The sequence below is a fragment of the Micromonospora sp. NPDC049274 genome (genome assembly GCF_040678875.1).
Taxonomy (GTDB): domain Bacteria; phylum Actinomycetota; class Actinomycetes; order Mycobacteriales; family Micromonosporaceae; genus Micromonospora.
This window is the reverse complement of record NZ_JBFAQS010000001.1, coordinates 107023-127560: the sequence shown is the minus strand read 5'-3', so window position 1 is coordinate 127560 and position 20538 is coordinate 107023. Positions and strand designations below refer to the sequence as shown.

20 protein-coding genes and 1 pseudogene are annotated in these 20538 nt (G+C 71.6%); 8 read left to right on the top strand and 13 right to left on the bottom strand.

Annotated elements, in window-relative coordinates; translation table 11 throughout:
- The first annotated feature begins 92 nt into the window (after window positions 1-92).
- The gene (gene glpX / locus AB0K10_RS00620) at window positions 93-1124 is read left to right on the top strand and encodes a class II fructose-bisphosphatase (protein WP_363678513.1); all 1032 of its coding nucleotides are present in this window, start codon (window positions 93-95) and stop codon (window positions 1122-1124) included.
- Window positions 1121-2092: a DMT family transporter gene (locus AB0K10_RS00615; protein WP_363678511.1), complete on the top strand. Its 972-nt coding sequence runs from the start codon at window positions 1121-1123 to the stop codon at window positions 2090-2092. The genes glpX and AB0K10_RS00615 overlap by 4 nt, the downstream gene beginning before the upstream one ends.
- A 22-nt stretch (window positions 2093-2114) precedes the next feature.
- On the opposite strand, the gene AB0K10_RS00610 is transcribed toward AB0K10_RS00615, so the two are convergent.
- The 7 genes from AB0K10_RS00610 to AB0K10_RS00580 all read right to left on the bottom strand — a co-directional run bounded on the left by AB0K10_RS00610 (window position 2115) and on the right by AB0K10_RS00580 (window position 9233).
- Window positions 2115-3764, bottom strand: a complete 1650-nt coding sequence (locus AB0K10_RS00610) for a hypothetical protein (RefSeq protein WP_363678509.1) — start codon at window positions 3762-3764, stop codon at window positions 2115-2117.
- Window positions 3765-3829: 65 nt separating this feature from the next.
- The gene (locus tag AB0K10_RS00605; RefSeq protein WP_363679540.1) at window positions 3830-4798 is read right to left on the bottom strand and encodes an NAD(P)/FAD-dependent oxidoreductase; all 969 of its coding nucleotides are present in this window, start codon (window positions 4796-4798) and stop codon (window positions 3830-3832) included.
- A 103-nt stretch (window positions 4799-4901) separates the two neighbouring features.
- Window positions 4902-5555 (bottom strand): rhomboid family intramembrane serine protease, encoded by a 654-nt coding sequence (locus AB0K10_RS00600; RefSeq protein ID WP_363678507.1) that lies wholly within the window; start codon window positions 5553-5555, stop codon window positions 4902-4904.
- A 111-nt stretch (window positions 5556-5666) separates the two neighbouring features.
- A complete protein-coding gene (locus AB0K10_RS00595; protein WP_363678505.1) occupies window positions 5667-6347 on the bottom strand; it encodes a lytic transglycosylase domain-containing protein in 681 nt (226 codons plus the stop codon).
- Window positions 6348-6623: 276 nt separating this feature from the next.
- Window positions 6624-8039 carry a PhoH family protein gene (locus tag AB0K10_RS00590; RefSeq protein WP_363678503.1) on the bottom strand — a complete coding sequence of 472 codons (1416 nt, stop codon included), beginning with the start codon at window positions 8037-8039 and terminating at the stop codon, window positions 6624-6626.
- A 470-nt stretch (window positions 8040-8509) separates the two neighbouring features.
- Window positions 8510-8845, bottom strand: coding sequence for a hypothetical protein (locus AB0K10_RS00585; RefSeq protein WP_363678501.1), 336 nt, complete (start codon window positions 8843-8845; stop codon window positions 8510-8512).
- A gap of 31 nt (window positions 8846-8876) precedes the next feature.
- Window positions 8877-9233, bottom strand: a complete 357-nt coding sequence (locus tag AB0K10_RS00580) for a hypothetical protein (RefSeq protein WP_039907344.1) — start codon at window positions 9231-9233, stop codon at window positions 8877-8879.
- A 264-nt stretch (window positions 9234-9497) separates the two neighbouring features.
- On the opposite strand from AB0K10_RS00580, the gene AB0K10_RS00575 reads away from it, so the two are divergent.
- The 3 genes from AB0K10_RS00575 (at window position 9498) to otsB (ending at window position 11349) form a co-directional block, all read left to right on the top strand.
- Window positions 9498-9941, top strand: coding sequence for an XRE family transcriptional regulator (locus AB0K10_RS00575; protein ID WP_266248891.1), 444 nt, complete (start codon window positions 9498-9500; stop codon window positions 9939-9941).
- 162 nt (window positions 9942-10103) lie between these two features.
- Complete coding sequence (locus AB0K10_RS00570) at window positions 10104-10457, top strand: hypothetical protein (protein ID WP_363678499.1); 354 nt, start codon at window positions 10104-10106, stop codon at window positions 10455-10457.
- Window positions 10458-10524: 67 nt separating this feature from the next.
- Complete coding sequence (gene otsB, locus AB0K10_RS00565) at window positions 10525-11349, top strand: trehalose-phosphatase (RefSeq protein ID WP_363678497.1); 825 nt, start codon at window positions 10525-10527, stop codon at window positions 11347-11349.
- A 28-nt stretch (window positions 11350-11377) separates the two neighbouring features.
- Here the strand turns inward: otsB and AB0K10_RS00560 are convergent, their stop codons facing one another.
- From AB0K10_RS00560 to AB0K10_RS00545, 4 genes are all read right to left on the bottom strand, one after another.
- On the bottom strand, window positions 11378-12148 hold the full coding sequence (locus AB0K10_RS00560) for an isoprenyl transferase (RefSeq protein WP_363678495.1): 771 nt from the start codon (window positions 12146-12148) through the stop codon (window positions 11378-11380).
- Window positions 12149-12179: 31 nt separating this feature from the next.
- Window positions 12180-13415, bottom strand: a complete 1236-nt coding sequence (locus AB0K10_RS00555) for a geranylgeranyl reductase family protein (RefSeq protein ID WP_363678493.1) — start codon at window positions 13413-13415, stop codon at window positions 12180-12182.
- Between the two features lie 297 nt (window positions 13416-13712).
- Window positions 13713-14573 (bottom strand): hypothetical protein, encoded by an 861-nt coding sequence (locus AB0K10_RS00550; protein ID WP_363678491.1) that lies wholly within the window; start codon window positions 14571-14573, stop codon window positions 13713-13715.
- A 31-nt stretch (window positions 14574-14604) separates the two neighbouring features.
- Window positions 14605-16452, bottom strand: coding sequence for a phosphoenolpyruvate carboxykinase (GTP) (locus tag AB0K10_RS00545; protein WP_363678489.1), 1848 nt, complete (start codon window positions 16450-16452; stop codon window positions 14605-14607).
- Window positions 16453-16588: 136 nt separating this feature from the next.
- Between AB0K10_RS00545 and AB0K10_RS00540 the strand changes: the two are divergent.
- From AB0K10_RS00540 to AB0K10_RS00530, 3 genes and pseudogenes are all read left to right on the top strand, one after another.
- Window positions 16589-17428: pseudogene (locus AB0K10_RS00540) on the top strand (GtrA family protein).
- 63 nt (window positions 17429-17491) lie between these two features.
- A complete protein-coding gene (locus AB0K10_RS00535) occupies window positions 17492-18196 on the top strand; it encodes a GtrA family protein (RefSeq protein ID WP_363679538.1) in 705 nt (234 codons plus the stop codon).
- Window positions 18193-18903, top strand: a complete 711-nt coding sequence (locus tag AB0K10_RS00530; RefSeq protein ID WP_363678487.1) for a MaoC/PaaZ C-terminal domain-containing protein — start codon at window positions 18193-18195, stop codon at window positions 18901-18903. The genes AB0K10_RS00535 and AB0K10_RS00530 overlap by 4 nt, the downstream gene beginning before the upstream one ends.
- Window positions 18904-18946: 43 nt before the next feature.
- Here the strand turns inward: AB0K10_RS00530 and AB0K10_RS00525 are convergent, their stop codons facing one another.
- Together AB0K10_RS00525 and AB0K10_RS00520 are read right to left on the bottom strand one after the other, a co-directional pair.
- The gene (locus tag AB0K10_RS00525) at window positions 18947-19519 is read right to left on the bottom strand and encodes a PH domain-containing protein (RefSeq protein ID WP_363678485.1); all 573 of its coding nucleotides are present in this window, start codon (window positions 19517-19519) and stop codon (window positions 18947-18949) included.
- 112 nt (window positions 19520-19631) lie between these two features.
- Window positions 19632-20507 carry a biotin--[acetyl-CoA-carboxylase] ligase gene (locus tag AB0K10_RS00520; protein WP_363678483.1) on the bottom strand — a complete coding sequence of 292 codons (876 nt, stop codon included), beginning with the start codon at window positions 20505-20507 and terminating at the stop codon, window positions 19632-19634.
- Window positions 20508-20538 lie beyond the last annotated feature (31 nt).

Genomic DNA, 20538 nt, shown 5'->3' with positions numbered 1-20538 from the left:
TTCGGCCATCGTGTGAGGATCAGCGACAAAGCCGGCAGCGGGGCGCTCCGCCGCCGGCCGTCCCCGCACCGTCGCGAGGAGGAGCAGCCGTCATGACGAACACCAGGACGCGGATCCCACAGGATCTCGACCGTAACCTGGCCCTCGACCTGGTCCGGGTCACCGAGGCCGCGGCGATGGCCGCCGGCCGCTGGGTCGGCCGGGGCGACAAGGAGGGTGGCGACGGCGCCGCCGTCGACGCCATGCGCAAGCTGATCAACTCGATCCAGATGCGTGGCATCGTCGTGATCGGCGAGGGCGAGAAGGACAACGCCCCGATGCTCTTCAACGGTGAGCACGTCGGCGACGGCACCGGCCCGGAGGTGGACGTCGCGGTCGACCCGGTCGACGGCACCACCCTGATGAGCAAGGGCATGCCGAACGCGGTGGCGGTGCTCGCCGTCTCCGAGCGGGGTGCGATGTTCGATCCGAGCGCGGTCTTCTACATGGAGAAGCTCGCCGTCGGTCCCGCGTACGCCGACGTGATCGACATCAACGCCGGGGTGGCCGAGAACCTGCGCCGGATCGCCAAGGTCAAGGGCACCGACGTGTCCGAGGTGACGGTCTGCGTGCTGGACCGCAGCCGCCACGACGACCTGGTCACCCAGATCCGCCGGACCGGGGCGGGCATCCGGTTCATCTCCGACGGCGACATCGCCGGCACCATCGCGGCGGCCCGCGGCGAGTCGGACGTCGACGTGCTGATGGGCATCGGCGGCACGCCGGAGGGCATCATCTCGGCCTGCGCGCTGAAGTGCATGGGCGGGGCGATGCAGGCCAAGCTCTGGCCGCGCGACGACGAGGAGCGGGAGAAGGCGCTCGCCGCCGGGCACGACCTGGACCGGGTGCTCGGCACCGACGACCTGGTCACCGGGGACAACTGCTTCTTCGTGGCGACCGGGGTCACCTCGGGGGATCTGCTGCGCGGGGTGCGGTACCGGGCCGGCGGCGCGTACACCCAGTCGATCGTGATGCGTTCGAAGAGCGGCACCATCCGGGTGATCGACTCGTACCACCGGTTGGAGAAGCTGGCTCTCTACTCCGCTGTCGACTTCGACGGTCGTCCGCTGGCCGAGCAGGAGTGACAGCCGCCGACACGGCGGCCCCGCAGACCCTGTCGGCCGCCCGCCGCATCCTCGGTGTCGCGCTGGCATCGGTCTCCGGGGTCGCGGTGGCGGTGCAGTCTCGGATCAACGGCGAGCTGGGCGTACGCCTGGCCGACGGGTTCGCCGCCGCGGTGGTCTCGTTCGGCGTGGGTCTGGTGGTGCTGCTGGTGCTGGTACCCGCCACCCCCGGCGGACGACGGGGGCTGAGCGCGCTACGTCGCGCCCTCGCGGCCGGCGCGCTCCGGCCCTGGCAGTGCCTGGGCGGCATGTGCGGCGCGTTCCTGGTGGCCTCCCAGGGCCTCACCATCGGCACGTTGGGCGTGGCGGTCTTCACCGTGGCCGTGGTCGCCGGCCAGTCCGGCAGCAGCCTCGCCGTGGACCGGGCCGGCATCGGTCCGACCGGCCGGCAGCCGGTGACCCGACAACGGCTGGCCGGCGCGGTCCTCACCGTGCTCGCGGTGGGCCTGGCCGTCGGTGACCGGCTCGGCGCTCCGGGCACGCTGGCGCTGGCCCTGCTGCCACTGGTCGCCGGGGTGGGCACGGCCTGGCAACAGGCGGTCAACGGGCGGGTCCGGGGGGCGGCAGACAGCGCGTTGACCGCCACACTCGTCAACTTCGCCGTCGGCACGGTCACCCTGCTCGTGGCGTTCGCCATCGACCTCGCGGTACGAGGTTGGCCGACCGGCCACCTGCCGAGCGAGCCGTGGCTCTATCTGGGCGGACCGATCGGCATCGTGTTCATCGCGATCGCCGCCGCGATCGTCCGGTTCACAGGTGTGCTGCTGCTCGGCCTGGCCACCATCGCCGGCCAGATCGTGGGGGCGGTCCTACTTGACCTGGTGCTGCCCACGGCGGCCTCCCACCCCGGCGTGAACACCCTGCTCGGGGCGGCGCTGACCATGGTGGCCGTACTGATCGCCGCGCTCGCGCCACCCGCCCGCCGCTGACCGGCCGCACACCCCCGAACGCTCAGCGCGGTGGCGGCTGCTGCGGGTAGGGCGGCTCGGGCAGCGTCGGTGGGCCCGGAGGGTAGAACCCGTACGGATAGAGCGGGCGGGGCGCATGCCGGCGGGCGTACGCGCGAGCCGGATCGACCAACCGGGAGATCCGGATCGCCAGCAGGACGCCCGGCACGGTGCCCAACAGGGCGAGCGCCACAGCGAACCGGGTCCGCAACGGCATGCCGTAGAGCCAGCCGATCAGCGGCACCGCGGTCAGCAGAACGGTGAGCGCGAAACCGCCCAGCGCCCAACCGCCCCACCTGGTGGTCGCACCCTGGTAGCGGGCACCGATGAACAGCACGACCGCCGTGACGGCGCCCAAGGGCATGACGATCATCAGGAGCACCGGCACGGTGGCGAAGTCGTCGTCACGGCGCCAGAGCAACACCAGCGGGCCGGCGGCGAACAGCATCGAGGCCCCACCGGCGAGCCCCCACCAGGGCCCGCCGCCACTGCGGCGGACCGCCAGATGAGCGGCGAACACGAGGACTGTGACGCCGAGGGAGAAGGCGAGCACGACGGCGAGCAGCAGGTCCGTCTGGCGTTCGCCGGGGCTGCCGCCGTCGACCCGCGGCGGCTCGTCCCAGTCGATGGCGGAGTTGCCCTGTTCGAAGAGGAACCCGGCACGCCGCCACCCACCGTCGGGCAGCCGGCGCAGGAAGCCGTCCCGCCCGTTGGCGACAAGCACCTCGTGGCCACCGCCGGCGGTGCTGTAGACGATCAGGTCGCGGGACGCGAAGTGCTGGCCGACGTTGCCCGGGTTCGGGGATCTGCGGGCCAGCTCCTCCCGTCGCGCGTCCGACACCTCCCAAGACGCCTGCCAGGTCGCGCCCGCGTCGTCGCTCTGCTCCACCCGCAGGTGACCGGTCACCACCCGGTAGCAGCGTCGAGGGGCGTCGGGTACACACGCCTGCCGTTGCCCGGGACCCTGCTGCGCGAGGCGCGACCCCTCGGTCTCGGTGGCGGGTCGCCAGGTGGTCGCGGCGTCGCCACTTACCGCCCATTCTCCGTCGGACGGCTCGGTCGGCCAGGAGGTGTAGCCGGAACCCACCGAGATCGCGGGCTGCCCGTCGAGCGTCGTGGTGCCCAGCGCGTAGGGGTAGTAGACCGCGCTGGTGGCCGCCACCCCCAACACCGCCGGCGGGAGCACCACCAGCAGCCGGACCAGCCGAGCGGTCCGGTGACGCACCGGCCGCGTCCGGGCCCGCGTCCAACTCCACCAGGCCAGACCGAGCGCCGGCAGCGTGAGGAGGTCGGTCCAATCGGCCCGGACCAGCGACGGCCCCGCCAGCGCGGTCCAGCCCGAGGAGGCCAGCTCGGCGGCGTACCCGCTGGATTTGACGGCCGCGAACCCGGCGCCCACCGCGAACAGGCCGACCAGCGCGGCCATCCGGGCCGGCAGCCGCGGCACCAGCAGCGTCAGCAGCACCGCGACCAGCGGTGGGGCGAGCACCAGGCCCGCGACGTCGCTCAGCTTGCCGGTCAGCGGGCCGGGGAAGGCCGGCTTCAGCACGTGGTCGTTGACCAGCAGCACGGCAAGGGCGAGCAGGGTGACGGGATGACAGAGCCAGGACAACGTCACGGGTGCGCCGTCGTGCGTCTTCTCCGACCCCGTCATTGCCTCAGGATCGACCGGGCGTGTCTCGGTCCGGACACGCATCGGTGTGTGTCCGATACCGACTGTCAACCGGCGTCGGAGGAGTGCCCGGGGAACAGGTGGGCGTCGGGGTCGATGGCCACCGCCGCGTTGTTGACAGCGGTCGCGGCCTCGCCGAAGCCGGTGGCGATGAGCCGGACCTTGCCCGGGTACTCGGTGATGTCGCCGGCCGCGAAGACCCGGGGCAGGTTCGTGGCCATGGCGCTGTCCACCAGGATGTGCCGGCGGTCCAGCCGGAGACCCCACTCGGCGAGCGGGCCCAGGTCGGCGGTGAAGCCGAGGGCGGCGACCACCGTGTCCACCGGCAGTGTCTCGGCCGCGCCGCCGCGCACGGTCACCTCGGCGGCGGTCACCGTGGCGTCCCCGATCAGGCGGGTGACCTCGGCGTTGACCACCACCCGCACCGGCAGCGACAGCACCCGGGCGACGGTCGAGGCGTGCGCCCGGAACTTCTCCCGCCGGTGCACCAGGGTCACCGAGCGGGCCAGCGGTTGCAGGGCCAGCGCCCAGTCGAAGGCGGAGTCGCCGCCGCCGACGATGAGCACGTCCCGGTCGGCCAGCTCGGCCGGGTCGGTGACGAAGTAGACGATGCCGGTGCCGGGGGCGCCGTCCGCGCAGGGCAGTGGGCGTGGGCTGAAGCTGCCGAGCCCGCCGGTGACCACTACCGCGCCGCAGCCGAGCTGCTCGCCGCCGGCCAGGCCGAGCACCGGCCGGTCATCGGTGTACGACAGCTTCTCGGCCCGCGTGCCGAGCAGGTACTGCGGGCCGAACGGCGCTGCCTGGGCGACCAGATTGGCGACCAGGTCGCGGCCCTTCACGGCCGGGAAGCCGGCGACGTCGAGGATGAGCTTCTCCGGGTACATGGCGGTGACCTGGCCGCCCGGTTCCGGAAGCGCGTCGATCACCGCAACCGACAACCCTCGGAATCCGGCGTAGTACGCGGCGAACAGGCCGGCGGGACCGGCCCCGATCACGGCGACATCGACCTCGCGCATGGCGTACCGTCGCTTTCCGCTCACGGATCAACGCGTGCTGATCTCGACGGTAGGCGGGGCGTAGCGGTCGGGCAAGCATGTCCCAGGCGCGCCGAGCAGCGGGTCAGGGCAGGCTGAGGGGGGAACCCGAGTAGTCCGAGCCGTCCACGGTCGGCCGGCGGCGGCGGAACAGGATCGCCGCCACCACGCCACCGAGCAGGCCGAACAGGTGCCCCTGCCAGGAGATCCGCTCGTCGGTGGGGAGGATGCCGACCAACTGCCAGCCGTAGAGCAGACCGACCAGCAGGAAGACGGCGAAGTTCCACCAACTGCGCTCGACGATGCCCCGGGTGAGCAGGATGCCCAGGTAGCCGAAGATGACGCCGCTGGCGCCGACGACTACCGAGTTGGGCGAGCCGGTGAACCAGACCCCGAGCCCGCTGACCAGGATGATGATCAGGGTCGACCAGAGGAACCGGCGGGCGCCGGCGGCCAGCACGAAGGTGCCCAGCAGGATCAGCGGGATGCTGTTGCTGTAGAGGTGGTCGAAGCCGTGGTGCAGGAACGGCGAGAAGAAGACCCCGTCCAGGCCGTCGATACGGTGCGGGATGATGCCGGCGGTCGCGTCCAGGCCGAACGCGAGCCCCTGGTCGACCGCCTCGATGAGGAAGAGGAACGGGACCACCGCGCACATGGCGACGAAGGCCCGGCCGAGCGCGGCGTAGAACGCCTCGGTGCCGAACCGGTAGGGGTCGCCGCTTGGCGGCTGCAGGCTCACCCCCCAACTGCTATCAGCAAAAGGGGCCTACCGCCACTCACGTCCCGCTCGATCGCCGGTACGCGCGACGGCGGGGCGGGTGGTCGTCCACCCGCCCCGCCGTCGACGGACTCAGTAGTTGCCGTTGTTCTGGAAGTTGCTCCAGGCGCCACAGGGCGTCTTGTACCTGCCCTTGATGTAGCCCAGCCCCCACTTGATCTGGGTGGCCGGGTTCGTCCGCCAGTCGTCGGCGATCGAGCCCATCTTGCTGCCCGGCAGCGACTGCGGAATGCCGTACGCGCCGGAGGAGGAGTTGCTGGCCTTGTGGTTCCAGCCGCTCTCCTTGTTCCACAGCTTGTCCAGGCAGGGGAACTGGTCGATGGCGAAACCCGCCTCGAGCATCAGCGCACAGCCGATCTTGCGATTGCCGCTGTACTCCGAGCACGACGCCGGGATCGGCCCCTCGTACGGCTTGGCGACCTCCTTGGCAGCGGCCTCGCGCTCGCGCTTGCGCGACGCCGCGGCGGCCTCGGCCCTGCGGGCCCGCTCGGCGGCCTCCTTGGCGACCTGCGCCGCCCGCAGCTTCGCCTGGTATTCGGCGGCCCGCTGCCGCGCGAACGCGACCTGGTGGCTGGCCTGGCGCTCGCGCTGGTAGGCGAAGTCGATCCGGTCGACCTCGACGCTTGCCTGCGCGGTCAGGCCCTGTTGCTGGGTTTCCCGATCTTCGCCCAGGTAGAAACCACCGGCAACGCCCACGGAGAGCAGCGCGACAGCGGCCGTACGGGCGCTCAACCGGCTCCACAGCCGACTCACGAAGTGTCCCTTCGTCGGGGGCATGGACACGGCGCGGCGCAGGCCACGTGGGCCCTCAGCCGTGCCGTGAGCGCCCCGACCGGTGAGCCGGTCGCGCCGACGCACCGACCGTCACCGATGCCGCCCAGACCTCGGACGAACGATCACCAACGATGCCTGTGGTGCGTGGGCGCTCGTGGGACACGATCGCGCACAGTGAGGCTGATGGGAAACCAACCGGCACGTTTGTGATTTGCGCCACGTCGAAAAGGTAGCCGAAAGCCTACAAAAGCCCCATCACAGCGGGATGTCCTCCAGAAGGTCGGTCACCATCGCGGCGATCGGCGACCGCTCGGACCGGCTGAGCGTGACGTGGGCGAAGAGAGGATGCCCCTTCAACGCCTCGATCACCGCCGTCACGCCGTCGTGCCGGCCGACCCGCAGATTGTCCCGCTGGGCGACGTCGTGAGTGAGCACCACCCGGGAGCCCTGCCCGATCCGGGAGAGCACGGTCAGCAGCACGCCGCGCTCCAGCGACTGGGCCTCGTCCACGATCACGAAGGCGTCGTGCAGGCTGCGCCCCCGGATGTGGGTCAGCGGCAGCACCTCGAGGATGCCGCGCGAGGTGACCTCCTCCAGGACGTTCTCGTGCACCACCGCGCCGAGCGTGTCGAAGACCGCCTGCGCCCACGGCGACATCTTCTCCGACTCCGACCCGGGCAGATAGCCCAGCTCCTGACCGCCGACGGCGTACAGGGGACGGAAGACGATCACCTTCTTGTGCCGGCGACGCTCCATCACCGCCTCCAGGCCGGCGCAGAGCGCCAACGCCGACTTGCCGGTGCCGGCCCGCCCACCCAGCGAGACGATCCCGATCGTCTCGTCGAGCAGCAGGTCGAGGGCGACCCGCTGCTCGGCCGAGCGGCCGTGCAGACCGAACGCCTCCCGGTCGCCCCGGACCAGCCGGACGGACTTGTCCGGCAGCACCCGACCCAGCGCGGAACCGCGCCCCGAGTGCAGCACCAGGCCGGTGTGGCAGGACAGACCCGCCGCCTCGTCGAGGTCGAGCGTGTCGCCGGCGTACAGCGCGGAGATCTGCTCCTCGCTCAGATCCAGCTCGGACATGCCCGTCCAGGTGGGGTCACCGGCCTGACCGTGCCGGTACTCGTCGGCGCGCAGACCCACCGAGGCGGCCTTGACCCGCAGCGGCATGTCCTTGCTGACAAGCGTGACGTCCCGGCCCTCGGCGGCGAGGTTGAGCGCCACGGAGAGGATCCGGGCGTCGTTGCTCTCGGTGCGGAACCCGGGCGGCAGCACACCGTCGTCGGTGTGGTTCAGCTCGACCCGCAGCGTGCCGCCCGCGTCGTTGGCGGGCACCGGCGTGTCCAGTCGACCGTGCTGGATCCGCAGTTCGTCGAGCATCCGCAGCGACTGTCGGGCGAACCAGCCCAGCTCCGGATGGTGCCGCTTGCCCTCCAACTCGGTGATGACCACCAGCGGCAGCACCACCTCGTGCTCGGCGAAGCGGTGGAACGCCGCCGGGTCGGACAGCAGCACTGACGTGTCCAGAACGAACGCCTGGCCCGCTGGTCGCGGCTCCTTGGGGTCGGCCGGCGCGGTTGCCGCAGTACGGCGGCTCCGGGGGGCACGGCGGGTCGTGGCAGTCGCGGCCGGGTTCTGGTCGGCACCGGCGGTGGTACGGCGAGTCGTCACAGGCCTGCTCCGACGGATGGGCACCCGGCCACCCGTGTTCCGCCTCGTCCGGTGCCCGGGGACACGGGGTCGGATGCGGAACCCCGTGTGCGAGGTCGCAGATCCGGGCGGGCCGGCTGGCTCGGGAGAACCCCGTGCCATGCCTAGACGCTAGCGGCGGCGGACCGTCCCGGCTAGGGGCGATCGTGGATCTCCGGGAACGGCCGCGTGAACACCGCCCGGTCGGATGACCCGGCAGATCGTCACCACGGCCGATCCGGCGCCTGGACGGCACGACACCGGCGACCGCGACCCGCGGAGCCGGCGACGCGGCGAGCCGGCCGGGATGCATGCCCCCTGCGCGCATCCCGGCCGGCGGGGCCACCGTCACCGGTCTGACGTGGCCCCGACGGTGCGTGTCCGCCGCGGACGACGCACCGCGTTTCTCCGCGCCGGTCGGCGGGACCGCCCGCGGCGGCCCGCCGGCCGGCTCAGCCGGTCCGTCGAACGAGCGTGCCGGTCGGGTGCCGCCCGGTGATCGGGGCGGCCGGCGCGGTGAACGACGAGCCGGTGTACGTGGTGCCGGGGCGGGCCACCGTGCCGGTGGAGCGGACGGCCCCCGCCGAGGAGACCGACAGGGCGGAGGCGATCGCCGCCTGGGCGTCGCGTCGACGCCGGTTCCAGGCGCCCCGGTCACCGTCGAAGTAGCCCTGCCGATAGCCGAAGCGGTAGCCGATGCGGTAGCTGAGCTGCCCGTGCAGGCGACCGGCCGCGTAGCTGGTGGCACCCAGCACCAGGACGAGGAAGACCACGAGGAACGGGCTCATCGGGCGGCCCCGGCCCGACCCGGATGCCGGATCATCGTTCCTCCGGCTCGACAGTGGTGGGGTCGGCGGTGGGATCCGCGACCAGCAGCCGGTCCAGGTCGTCGGTGCTGACCTCCTCGACCAGCTCGACGCTGATCCGGCAGCCGTCCAGCACGACCTCGGCCACGGAGGACCGGCGGATCTCCCCGCCGGCGTCGTAGACCCGGACGCTCAACTCGGGGCAGCCGAGATGGGTACGCCAGGCGTTCCACTCGGTGCGGTCGCCCACGCTCAGCGACAGGTATCGGCAGCCTCGGGCGAGGTAGAGGCGCCAGGGGGCGCTCAGCCCCGCGGCCACTCCCTCGGCGATCAGCCCGAAGGCCTGGGCTCGGGTGGCGAGCTCGGTCACCACACCCCCTCGGCACCGGGGGCGTGACGCATGTGAGCACCAATCGTCTCATGCACGTGACACACCGTAGATTGTCCCATGAGCGTGACAGTATCAGCTTTTCGTCCGCTTACATTCGCCACTACGGGCATCTATTCTGCCCGGGTGACACCCCTCCAGAGCGGCACTGGATCGTTTACCGCAAATCCGAGAGTGCCGTCACGTCCGCGTGACAGCAGCGCGCCTGGGCATACACCCGGGCCCGGCTGGCCGTACCGTCACGGGGTGACCGAGACGGCCAATGCGCGAAAAATCGCCTTCGCCACCTTCGTCCGGCGCGCCCTCGACGAGGCGCGAGCGACGCGGGCCTGGAGCGGCACCGAGGTGTCCCGGCGCACCGGCGTCTCGCGGCAGACGATCAATCGGTGGGTCCGCGGGGACTGGGCCAGCGATCCCGAGGCCGAACGCGTCGTCGCCTTCTGTGAGGGTCTGGGCCTGAACCCCGCCGCCGCCTTCGCCGCGCTCGGCTGGGACCGCACCGCCAGCGGCCCCCGCGCCGGCCAGCCGGCCCCGCCGATGGACCCGGACGTGGAGGCTCTACTGCGCCGCCTGGTCGACCCGAACGTGTCGGACGCGGAGAAGTTCCACATCCGCGAAACCATTAGATACCTCGCATATCGCCCAACGTTGCCGGTCGATGTCCGAAATAGAGGTAATCAAGCGGGGTAGTTCCTCAGATGGCGAAAGAACGCCTGGTCAGGTTCATTCGTTTCGCTCCGGGGCCACAACGGGCACGCTAGCGTCCCTACTCGTACTGCTTGGGCTCGTCATCGGCGGGGGGACGGGACAAGGCCGAACCCAGCCCTGCGGGACAAAAGGAGGGGTCTGTCCATGACCCTGAAGTGGTGGGCAGTCGTGGTCGCCACGGTGTCAATGACACTGTGGGCGACCGGCAACGTGGTGACCCTCGCGGTCAACGGTGGGCAGCTGCCGCTGCTCGTCAACCTTCTCGCGCTCACCAGCGCCGGTACGGCGGTCATCCTGGCCGTCGTCGCCGAGCTGCACGAGCGACTCGACGACCGGATCAGCGCCCTGACCGAGTTCCTGGTGGCACGGCTCAACGAGATCGAGACCCACACCGGGGACCGCAACACCGGCTTCGTGGAGGGCTACCTGCTCAGCCACGGTCAGGACGCGGCGGTGGTGCCATTCGGACGCCGCGGACGAGGAGCCGCCGAACGCTGACCGTGCGCCGCCGAGCGGTGGTGCTCGGCCAGGAATGAGCCCTCAACGCCGGGGTACGCTGACGCGCGTGCCGCCGTTGAATCTGGGCAACCACCAGCCGAGAACCCCGTTGAACGCCGACCAGGCATGGCAGGTCACTGCCGGCCGGGCGGGCGGAACCGTGCTCTTCTTCGACTTCGACGGCACACTCGCGCCCGTCGACGACGACCCGACGGCGGTGCGCCCCGCGCCGAACGCCCTGGCCGCGATCGAGGCGCTGGCTCCGGTGGTGCAGCGGATCGCGATTGTCTCCGCGCGGCCCGTGGAGTTCCTCCGGGATCGCCTCGGCGAGCTGAGCGGCGTCGACCTCTACGGTCTCTACGGGCTGGAGCACAGCCACTCCGGTGGGGAGACCGTCACCGAGCCCACCGCCCTGCCGTGGGTGCCCACCATGGCCGAGCTGGCCGACCTGGCCCGGGCGGAGCTGCCACCGGGCACGCTCGTCGAGTACAAGCGGCTCTCGGTCGCGTTGCACTGGCGTACCGCGCCGCAGCTCGGCGGCATCGTGCAGCAGTGGGGGCAGGCGCAGGCCGACCGGCTGGGGCTGCGGGTGCAGGCCGGCCGGATGGTGCTGGAGCTCAAGCCGCCCGTCGACCGGGACAAGGGCATGGTGATCGGCGAGGTGGTCCAGGGCGCTACCGGCGCCTGGTACTTCGGCGACGACGTGTCCGACATCAAGGCGTTCGCCGCGCTGCGCGCCCGCGCCGCGGCCGACCCGGACTTCTTCGGCGTCTGCGTGGCCGTCGCCAACCCGGAGACCGGTCAGGAGGTGGCCAACGCCGCCGACCTGACCATCGAGTCCCCGGCCGCACTGGGTGACTTCCTCACCCGGGCCCTGACCCGGCTGCCCTGACCCCGCCTGGCTCCCGCCCCGGCGGGGCTCACGCCCCGTAGCGGCGCTGACGTGTCGCGTACGAGCGCAGCGCGCGCAGGAAGTCGATGTGCCGGAAATCCGGCCAGTTGAGCTCGCAGAAGTAGAACTCCGAGTGCGCGGACTGCCAGAGCATGAAGCCGGACAGCCGCTGCTCCCCGCTGGTGCGGATGACCAGGTCGGGGTCGGGCTGGCCGCGAGTGTAGAGGTGCTCGGCGATGTGCTCGACGTCCAGCACCTCGGCCAGCTCCTCGATGGTGCCACCGGAGGCGGCGTGCTCCAGCAGCAGCGAACGGACCGCGTCGGTGATCTCCCGCCGGCCGCCATAGCCGACGGCGATGTTGACCTCAGCGCCGCCGCTGCGGTCCCGGGTGCGCTCCTCGGCGCCCTTGAGCGCCGCCGCCGTCTGCGCGGGCAGCAGGTCCAGTGCGCCGACGATGCGCAGCCGCCAGGGGTTGCCCTCCTCGGCCAGCTCCACCACCAGGTCCTCGATGATCTGCAGCAGCGGATCCAGCTCGCTGGCCGGGCGGCGCAGATTGTCGGTGGCCAGCAGGTAGAGGGTCACGTGGCCGATGCCGGCCTGGTCACACCAGCCGAGGACGTGCTTGATCTTCGCCGCGCCGACCCGGTGCCCGTCGTTGGGGTCGACGTAGCCCATCTCCCTCGCCCACCGGCGGTTTCCGTCGCACATCACCCCGACGTGTCGGGGCACCGGCTTGCCCGCGAGCTTCGCCGTGAGCCGGCGCTCGTACACGGAGTAGATAAGGTTCCGCAGCGTCATCACCTAGCAGCGTAGCGACCCGCCGGCAGGATCACCCCTTCGGAGGGCGATCCCCGCCGGACAGTTCGATTCCGATCATGCCCAGCGTGCGGGCCGTGAGCCGCCCGTCGCCGAGCCCCAGCTCGACCACATCGTCGAAGACGCGGTCGTCTCGGCGGGCCGCCCGGACGGCCGCGTCGACCACTCGCCGCCGTCGCGCCAGCCACGCGGCCACCGAGCTGTGCCGCAGGTGGGTGCCGAGACGACGACGCAGACCCACGGCGTAGCGACGTGCGGCCGCCTCGGGCGAACGGGCCGCCGCGGCCCCGGCCAGCGCACCGGAGAGCAGCGCGTAGAAGATGCCCTCCCCGGTGAACGGGTTGATCAGCGACAGGGCGTCGCCGGCCAGCAGGGTGCGGTCCCGACCCGGCGCCGGGCGGTGCGTGGACAGCGGCAGGTGGTGGGCACGCAGCGCGGTCACCGTCGACAGGTCGGTGCCGGGCAGCAACGCGGCCAGCCGATCCAGCAGGTACGCCCGGCTCAGCGGCTCGCCGCGCAGGACCTCCCCGTACCCGACGTTCGCCCGCCCGTCGCCGATCGGGAACGACCAGGCGTACGCCGGCCAGCGCGCCTTCGACGTGACGATGAGCTGCTCGGGCGGGCCGGGCAGCGCCGGAGCGTACCCCCGGATGGCAAGCGCCAGGTGCCGGTCGGGGTTCACCTCGTGGCCGAGGGCGCGGCGCACCACCGACCCGGCGCCGTCCGCGCCCACCACCACCCGCCCGGACAGCTCCCCGTCGAGCACCACCCGGTCGGCGCGCGGCTGGACCCGGCGGACGTTGTGCCGCCGCAACTGCGCCCCGGCGGCCACCGCCGCCGCCACCAGCCGCGCGTCGAAGACCTCCCGAGGCACTGTGTACGCGGGCCGGGGCAGCGCCCGAGCGACCGCCTGGCCGCCCGGCGACACCATCCGCAGCGCGGGCAGCGGGGCGTACCCGGCGACCGCCTCGGTGACGCCCAGCTCGGCGAGCACGTCCACCGAGTGCGCGGCGATCCCGTCGCCGCAGGCCTTGTCCCGGGGGAAGTCGGCCCGGTCCAGCAGCAACACGCTGGCGCCCGCCCGCCGGGCCGTGAGCGCGGCAGCCGCCCCGGCCGGTCCCGCTCCCACCACCACCACGTCGAACTCGTCGCTCACGGCGCGCCTCCCTCCGTTCGGTGGGCGGCCCGCTCCTGCCCCGCCCGGCGGTCCGCCCGCGTCGCCGACGTCAGCCGCTGTGACCGACGCCATCCGCCATCCTGCCCCCTGCCGGCGCTGCCGGACCGATGCCGCACGGCCGAGCCGCGCCGAAGCGCGACCTGCGCGGGGGCCGGAGGACCGGGGAGCGCCTGTCGAGCTGCCCCACAACCGGGGCACCGGCGCGGACGGGCACAGCTTTCGCGGGGGGAGGTCGACGCCGGATCTGGAGAGAGCGAACGGTGGTTTCCCGCGCGGCGGAAGCCGCCCCACGACTGGGGCAGCTCTACAGCATCCGCGAAGGGCCCGACCCACTCGCCTCAGGGCACGGTCGGACGCCCTGCGCGACCCTCAGACCGGGGCGGCTGCGTCCGGGGCGCGGGCCGCGCGGCGCAGGCCGTACAGGGCCAGGCCGGCGGCGGCGACCAGAGGGGCGCCGTCGCGCACCAGGCCGTCCAGGCCCAGCAGCCACCAGCACAGCGGCAGGTCCACGGCGAGGACGGCGAGCGTGACGACGACCAGCAGGCCACGCGCCCAGTGCTTGCCGCGCATCAGGAACGCGGTGCAGAACAGCACCGCGTAGCTGGCCGCGATGCCCGCGCCGAACCAGAACAGCACGGCAGGTACGGCGGACAGACGATCGTCCAGGATGGCGCCTGTCGCCACCAGGGCCGGCACCAGCATCAGCGGGCTGTAGGTGAACGCGGCCACCCGGCTGGTCAGCAGCCAACCGCTGGCCTGCGGTCGGCGCGGCGGGGTCTCCCGCCAGGAGATGCCGGCCTTGTCGATGACCAGCCGGGGTCGGTGCCGGACGAGATGTCCGGCGAGCGCCGACGAGCGGTAGAGCAGCCAGACCACAGTCACACAGAGCGCGGTCAGGACGGCGAAGCCGAGCAGTCCGGGCAGCGGCGGCACCCCCTGCCGGGGCACGATCAGCCGGCCGACGGCGAAGATCGTGGTGACCGCGAGGATCAACCCGAACGGGCGGGCCACCGTGCGGCCCCGGCGGACGTGCCCGATCAGCAGCAGGAAACCGAACGAGCGCAGCATCGCCCAGCCGGTGCGAACGGCCAGTCCGAAACCCTGCTCCGGGGCGTACCACCAGTTGAGGAGCTCGACCACGACGGTGGCCGCCGCCGTCGTCGCGAGCAGGAAGGTGAGCACCCGGACGGCGGACGGCCGCCGGACCTCGGTCTCGGCGGCCGTCCTCATGGGATCCGTTGTTGCCCGCGGTGGGCGCTCTTCACACCTGGCGCGTCGGTGCGGCGTCCAGGCGGGCGCGCAGCGCGTCCAACTCGGCCCAGAGCACGCCGGGCAGCTTGTCACCGAACTTCTCGAACCACTCGGTGATCATCGGCAGTTCGTTGCGCCACTCGTCCGGGTCGACCTTCAGCGCGATCCGCACGTCCTCCGGGGTCATGTCCAGGCCCTCGACGTCCAGCGAGTCGGGCGTCGGCACCATGCCCACCGGGGTCTCGACCGCGTCGGCCGTGCCCTCGATCCGCTCGACGACCCACTTGAGCACCCGGGAGTTCTCCCCGAAGCCAGGCCACAGGAACGAGCCGTCCGGGTCCTTACGGAACCAGTTCACGTAGTAGATCTTCGGCAGCTTGGCCTCGTCGCCGTCGGTGCCCTTGCCCATCTCGATCCAGTGCCGGAAGTAGTCACCCGCGTGGTAGCCGATGAACGGCAGCATCGCCATCGGGTCGCGGCGGACCACGCCCACCGCACCGGACGCGGCGGCGGTGGTCTCCGAGGAGAGCGTCGCGCCCATGTAGACGCCGTGCACCCAGTCGCGAGCCTCGGTGACCAGCGGGATGGTGTCCTTGCGGCGACCACCGAAGAGGATCGCGTCGATCGGCACGCCGTTCGGGTCGAAGTACTCGTCGGCGAGGATCGGGCACTGGGTGATCGGGGTGCAGAACCGGCTGTTCGCGTGCGAGGAGAGGCCGTCGCTCTCCGGCGTCCAGTCGTTGCCCTTCCAGTCGATCAGGTGCGCCGGGGGCTCGCCCATGCCCTCCCACCAGACGTCACCGTCGTCGGTGAGGCCGACGTTCGTGAAGACGGAGTTGCCCCGGTCCAGCGTCCGCATGGCGTTGGCGTTGGTCTTCCAGTCGGTGCCGGGCGCCACGCCGAAGAGGCCGTACTCCGGGTTGACCGCGTAGAGCCGGCCGTCCGGGCCGAACCGCATCCAGGCGATGTCGTCGCCGATCGTCTCGACCTTCCACCCCGGGATGGTCGGCTCCACCATCGCCAGGTTGGTCTTGCCGCAGGCGGACGGGAAGGCGCCGGCGATGTGGTGGACCTTGCCCTCCGGCGAGGTGATCTTGAGGATGAGCATGTGCTCGGCGAGCCAGCCCTCGTCCCGGCCCATCACGCTGGCGATCCGCAGCGAGTAGCACTTCTTGCCGAGCAGCGAGTTGCCGCCGTACCCGGACCCGTACGACCAGATCTCCCGGGTCTCCGGGAAGTGCGAGATGTACTTGGTCTCGTTGCACGGCCACGCCACGTCCTGCTGGCCCGGGGCGAGCGGGGCGCCGATCGAGTGCAGCGCGTGCACGAAGTCGGCGTCGTCGCCCATCGCCTCGAGGACGCGCGTGCCCATCCGGGTCATGATGCGCATCGAGGCGACCACGTACGGGCTGTCGGTGATCTCGACACCGAACATGGGGCTCGCGGCCTCGACCGGGCCCATCACGAACGGGATGACGTACATGGTGCGACCGCGCATCGAACCGCGGTAAAGCTCGGTCATCGTCCGCTTCATCTCGGCCGGCGCCATCCAGTTGTTGGTGGGGCCGGCGTCCGCCTCGTCGACGGAGCAGATGTAGGTGCGCTCCTCGACCCGGGCGACATCCGTCGGGTCGGTGCGCGCGTAGAACGAGTTCGGCTTCTTCTCCGGGTTCAGCCGGATGAGGGTGCCGGCCTCGACCAGCTCATCGGTGAGGCGACGCCACTCCTCGTCCGACCCGTCCACCCACACGACCCGGTCGGGGGTGGTCAGTTCCGCGACCTCACGGACCCAGGCAAGCAGTTTCGGATGGGACGTCGGGGCCTGATCGATACCCCGCACTACAGCCGGAGCAACCATGACACATCTCCTTGTGGTCGACGCTGACCGATCTATGGGATGCACGAGTCTCAGCGACGCCGCGCGCCGCCTTCGTGGAAACCTGGGATTGGCCTCAGCGTAAACCGGGCAGCCTTCCTAGACAGTGGGACGGGTTGTGAAGAACTGCACAAGATACGGCCACGCTGCGGCATCACGATCTGATACCCGCTTTCCTGCGCAGTTTCACGCAAATCTTGTTGTGCACCCCGGTCGACGCGCGTTCCGGTCGGACCGTCAACCCCCCGGCCGACCGGTGCGGGGATTCCCGTTCCGAGGCGCATCAGTCCTCCCCTGTGGTTACGCTGCGTTCAACTGCGGCGTACTGGACGAAAGGGCCGGCACGAGCGACGATGTCCGGTCGCCGTTGCTACCCCGCCGACTGGCCGACAGCCGGTAGGCTCGCCCCGTGGCCGCCACGATGACCGGGGAGCAACCGGGTCCCCGGCAGACCCGCCCGGGTCTGATCCGCGGACTCTTCGACCGTTTCGGTCACCTCGTACGCGAGCTGAGCAAGTTCGCCACCGTGGGCGGGATCGCCTTCCTCATCGACTTCGCGCTCTTCAACTACCTGACGACCGCGCGGGGCATGGAACAGGTCACCGCGAAGACGATCTCGACAGTGATCGCGGCGACCTTCGCCTTCATCGGCAACCGGTTCTGGACCTGGCGGCACCGCCAGCGCAGCAACCCCGCGCGGGAGTACGCGCTGTTCTTCTTCTTCAACGCCGTCGGCCTCGGCATCGCGGTGGCCTGTCTCGCGATCAGCCGCTACGGGCTCGGCAGCATCTGGCCGGCCGTGTTCCAGACGCAGCTCGCCGACAACATCGCCAGCTTCATCGTCGGCACGGGCCTCGGGACGCTGTTCCGATTCTGGTCCTACCGGCGGTTCGTCTTTGTCGAAGCGGGAACTCCGATCGTTCCGCAGGTGGAGCACGACCGGGATCACGGGGCGTGACCTGCCGCCCACCTCGTCCGGCCGGTGATCGCCGGCTTCACCGACTGCCCTAAGGTGTTTCGCATGCGTCTTGTCCGTCTGCTACCTGAGCGCTGGCAGAAGTTCATCCACGAGGCGCTCAAATTCGGCATCGTCGGCGGCGTCAACACCGTCATCAATTACGCGGTGTTCAATGCCCTTGCACTTACCGTTTTCGTCAACGGCCAGTTGAAGGCGAACGTGATCGCGACACTCGTCGCAACGATCACGTCGTACCTGATGAATCGTCATTGGACGTACCGGGATCGTCCGAAATCGGCGCTTCGTCGGGAATACCTCCTATTCTTCCTTTTCAACGGGGCCGGACTGCTCATCGAACTGGGCGCCGTGGCTGCGGCAAAGTACGGGCTCGGCGTGCACGGCCTGCTGGCGCTGAACGTGGCGAAGACCGCAGGCGTCCTGCTGGGCACGCTGTTCCGGTTCTGGTCGTACCGGACCTTCGTCTTCCAACCCGTCTCGCCGGCCGAGGACAAGACGAAGGCCGAGCCGACCTGGCACGACATCCCGCGCGACGAGTGGGACACCCTCGCCGAGATGGACCCGGTCGCCGAGCTGGCCGAATCCGTCTCCGAGCTGGAAGAGGCGCAGTCGGGTGACCGACCCGACCCGACCGGCGCTGCTCCCACCCAGCAACGGCCCACACCGATGACCGCCGGCCTCCACGCCGACCTGGACGCGGAACTCGCCGCGGAGCTGCACGCCGGCACCCGTCGCGCGCCCCGCCGGTGACGCCTCCCGCCACCCGCTCCGGCACCGGAGCGCCCGCCGAGCTGTTCTTCGAGGATCTCGTCCCGGGGCTCACCGTCGACCTCGGGACGGTAACCGTGGACGGCGACGAGATGTTGGCCTTCGCCCGTCGCTTCGACCCGCAGTGGTATCACCTCGACCCGCAGCTGGCCGAGGCCAGTAGGCACGGCGGCGTGATCGCCAGCGGCTTCTACACGGTCAGCCTGTTCATGCGGGCGTACGTCGATCACCTGCTGTCGCGCGCGGCGGCGGACGCCTCCCCCGGTCTGGAGGAGTTGCGGTGGCTCGCCCCGGTACGCGCCGGTGACCGCCTCGCCGTCCGGGTGGACGTGATGGGTGCCCGCCCGTCGGCCGCCCGCCCCGGGCTCGGCACCGTCATCCTCACCGGCACCATGCTCCGCCTCGGCCCGGACAACCGTCCCGAGCAGGAGGTGCTGCGGACCCGCTTCCGTGGCTGGTTCGCGCTCCGCCCGGTCGAGACGAATCCGGACGCCGCACCGACCGAGGGCGACTCACAGGCAGAGGGCGGCCCGCCTGAGGCCGGACCAGCCGAGACCAGCTCGTCGGAGAGCGGCCCCGCCGGAACCGGACCGTCGGAGAGCGACCCCGCCGAGAGCGGGCCGCCCGGGGCCGGGGCGCAGCCCACGCCGCCCGAGGCCGCGGTGCCCGAGGCCGAACAGCGCGCCTGACCGTCCCGCCCGGCGCTCGGGCCGGGACGGTCAGGGATCGCGATCAGCTCGTCGTGTCGCGCAGCGGCTTGCCCTCGCGCATGTCGGCGAGGATGTCGCGCATCTCCCCGTCGCCGAGCGAGTGCTTGTCGTGCTGCGCCTCGACCAACTCGTAGAGGGTGGTCTGCACCCGGCTGACACCCGGCACGTCGGCGAGCACCGACTGGCCGCGCTCGCCTGCGGACTCGATCGTGAGGGTGCCGCAGCCGAGCAGCCGCTCGAGGAAGTGCTGGTTCATCGAGTGGTCGTTGATCCGGGTGAGCGGAAGGTCCCGCCGGTCCCGCGAGAAGACACCCTGCTGCAACAGCACGCGCTCGTTGGTGAACAGGTAGTGGGTGGTACGCCAGACCAGGAACGGCCACAGACCGAGCCAGAGGACGGCGATCAGGGCGATCGCTCCGATCACGGCCAGCGCGATCGAACCACCGCTGCTCTCGGGCAGCAGGAGCACGCCGACCACCACCGCGGCGATGGCCAGCACCAGCACCGCGATCGGCCGGATCAGCGCCTTCCAGTGCGGGTGCAGGTGCAGCACGACGTGCTCGTCCTTCGTGAGCACGTCTTCGGGAAACGCCACGACAACCTCCAACGCCAGTTACTCGACGCGCCGACCGTAAACCCCCCGAGCCCCGCCCCGACATCCGCCACGCGGCCCCACCCGCTGTCCGTGATCTTGCACTTGTGCGGCGTCAGCGCAGATGCAGGACGTCGCCGGCGGCCAGGGCACGCTCACCCGTTGCGGTGGTGACCAGGAGTTGGCCGTCGGGGTCCACGCCGGTGGCGGTGCCGGTCAGGTCGTCGCCGCCGGGAAGCAGGACACGCACCTCGCGGCCGACAGTCGCGCAGGCCGCCAGGTAGGCGTCGCGCAGGCCGCTGGCCACGGCGTCCCCACCGGCGGAACGCCAGCGGTCGTACCACTCGGCGAGGGCCCGCAGCAGGGCCCGCAGCAGCGGGTCCCGGTCGGTGGCCGCCGCACCGGCCAGTTGCAGCGAGGTGGCCGGCAGCCCGGTCGGGTTGACCGGCAACTCGTCGGCGCGCAGGGTCACGTTGAGCCCGATGCCGAGGACGATGGCCGGCGGTTGTGCCGGGGAGCGGCCGGGCACCGCCTCGGCCAGCACGCCGGCGCACTTGGCGTCGCCGATGAGCAGGTCGTTGGGCCACTTGAGGGTGGCCTCCAACTCGGCCAACCGGGCGACCGCCTCGACCAGCGCGACACCGGCGAGCAGGGGCAACCAGCCGTACCCGGTGGGGGGCACCGCCGGCCAGTCGCGGTCCGGCGCGGCCTCGCCGGGCCGGAGCAGGACGCTTGTGGTGATTCCCGCCCGCGGCGGCGACTGCCACACCCGACCGCGCCGGCCACGGCCGGCGGCCTGCCGCTCGGCCACCACGACCAGGCCCTCCGGCTCACCGGCCGCGGCGGCCTCGGCCACGTCCGCGTTTGTCGAGCCGGTCTCGGCGTACAGCTCCAGGCGGGCCCACGGCCCGTTCGGCGCGACAAGCGCGCGCCGCAGCCGGGCCGCCGACAGCGGCGGTCGGTCGAGATCGGTGTACGGGGAGCCCGGCATCCTGTCAGCCTACGGCGGTGATCGTGGGAGG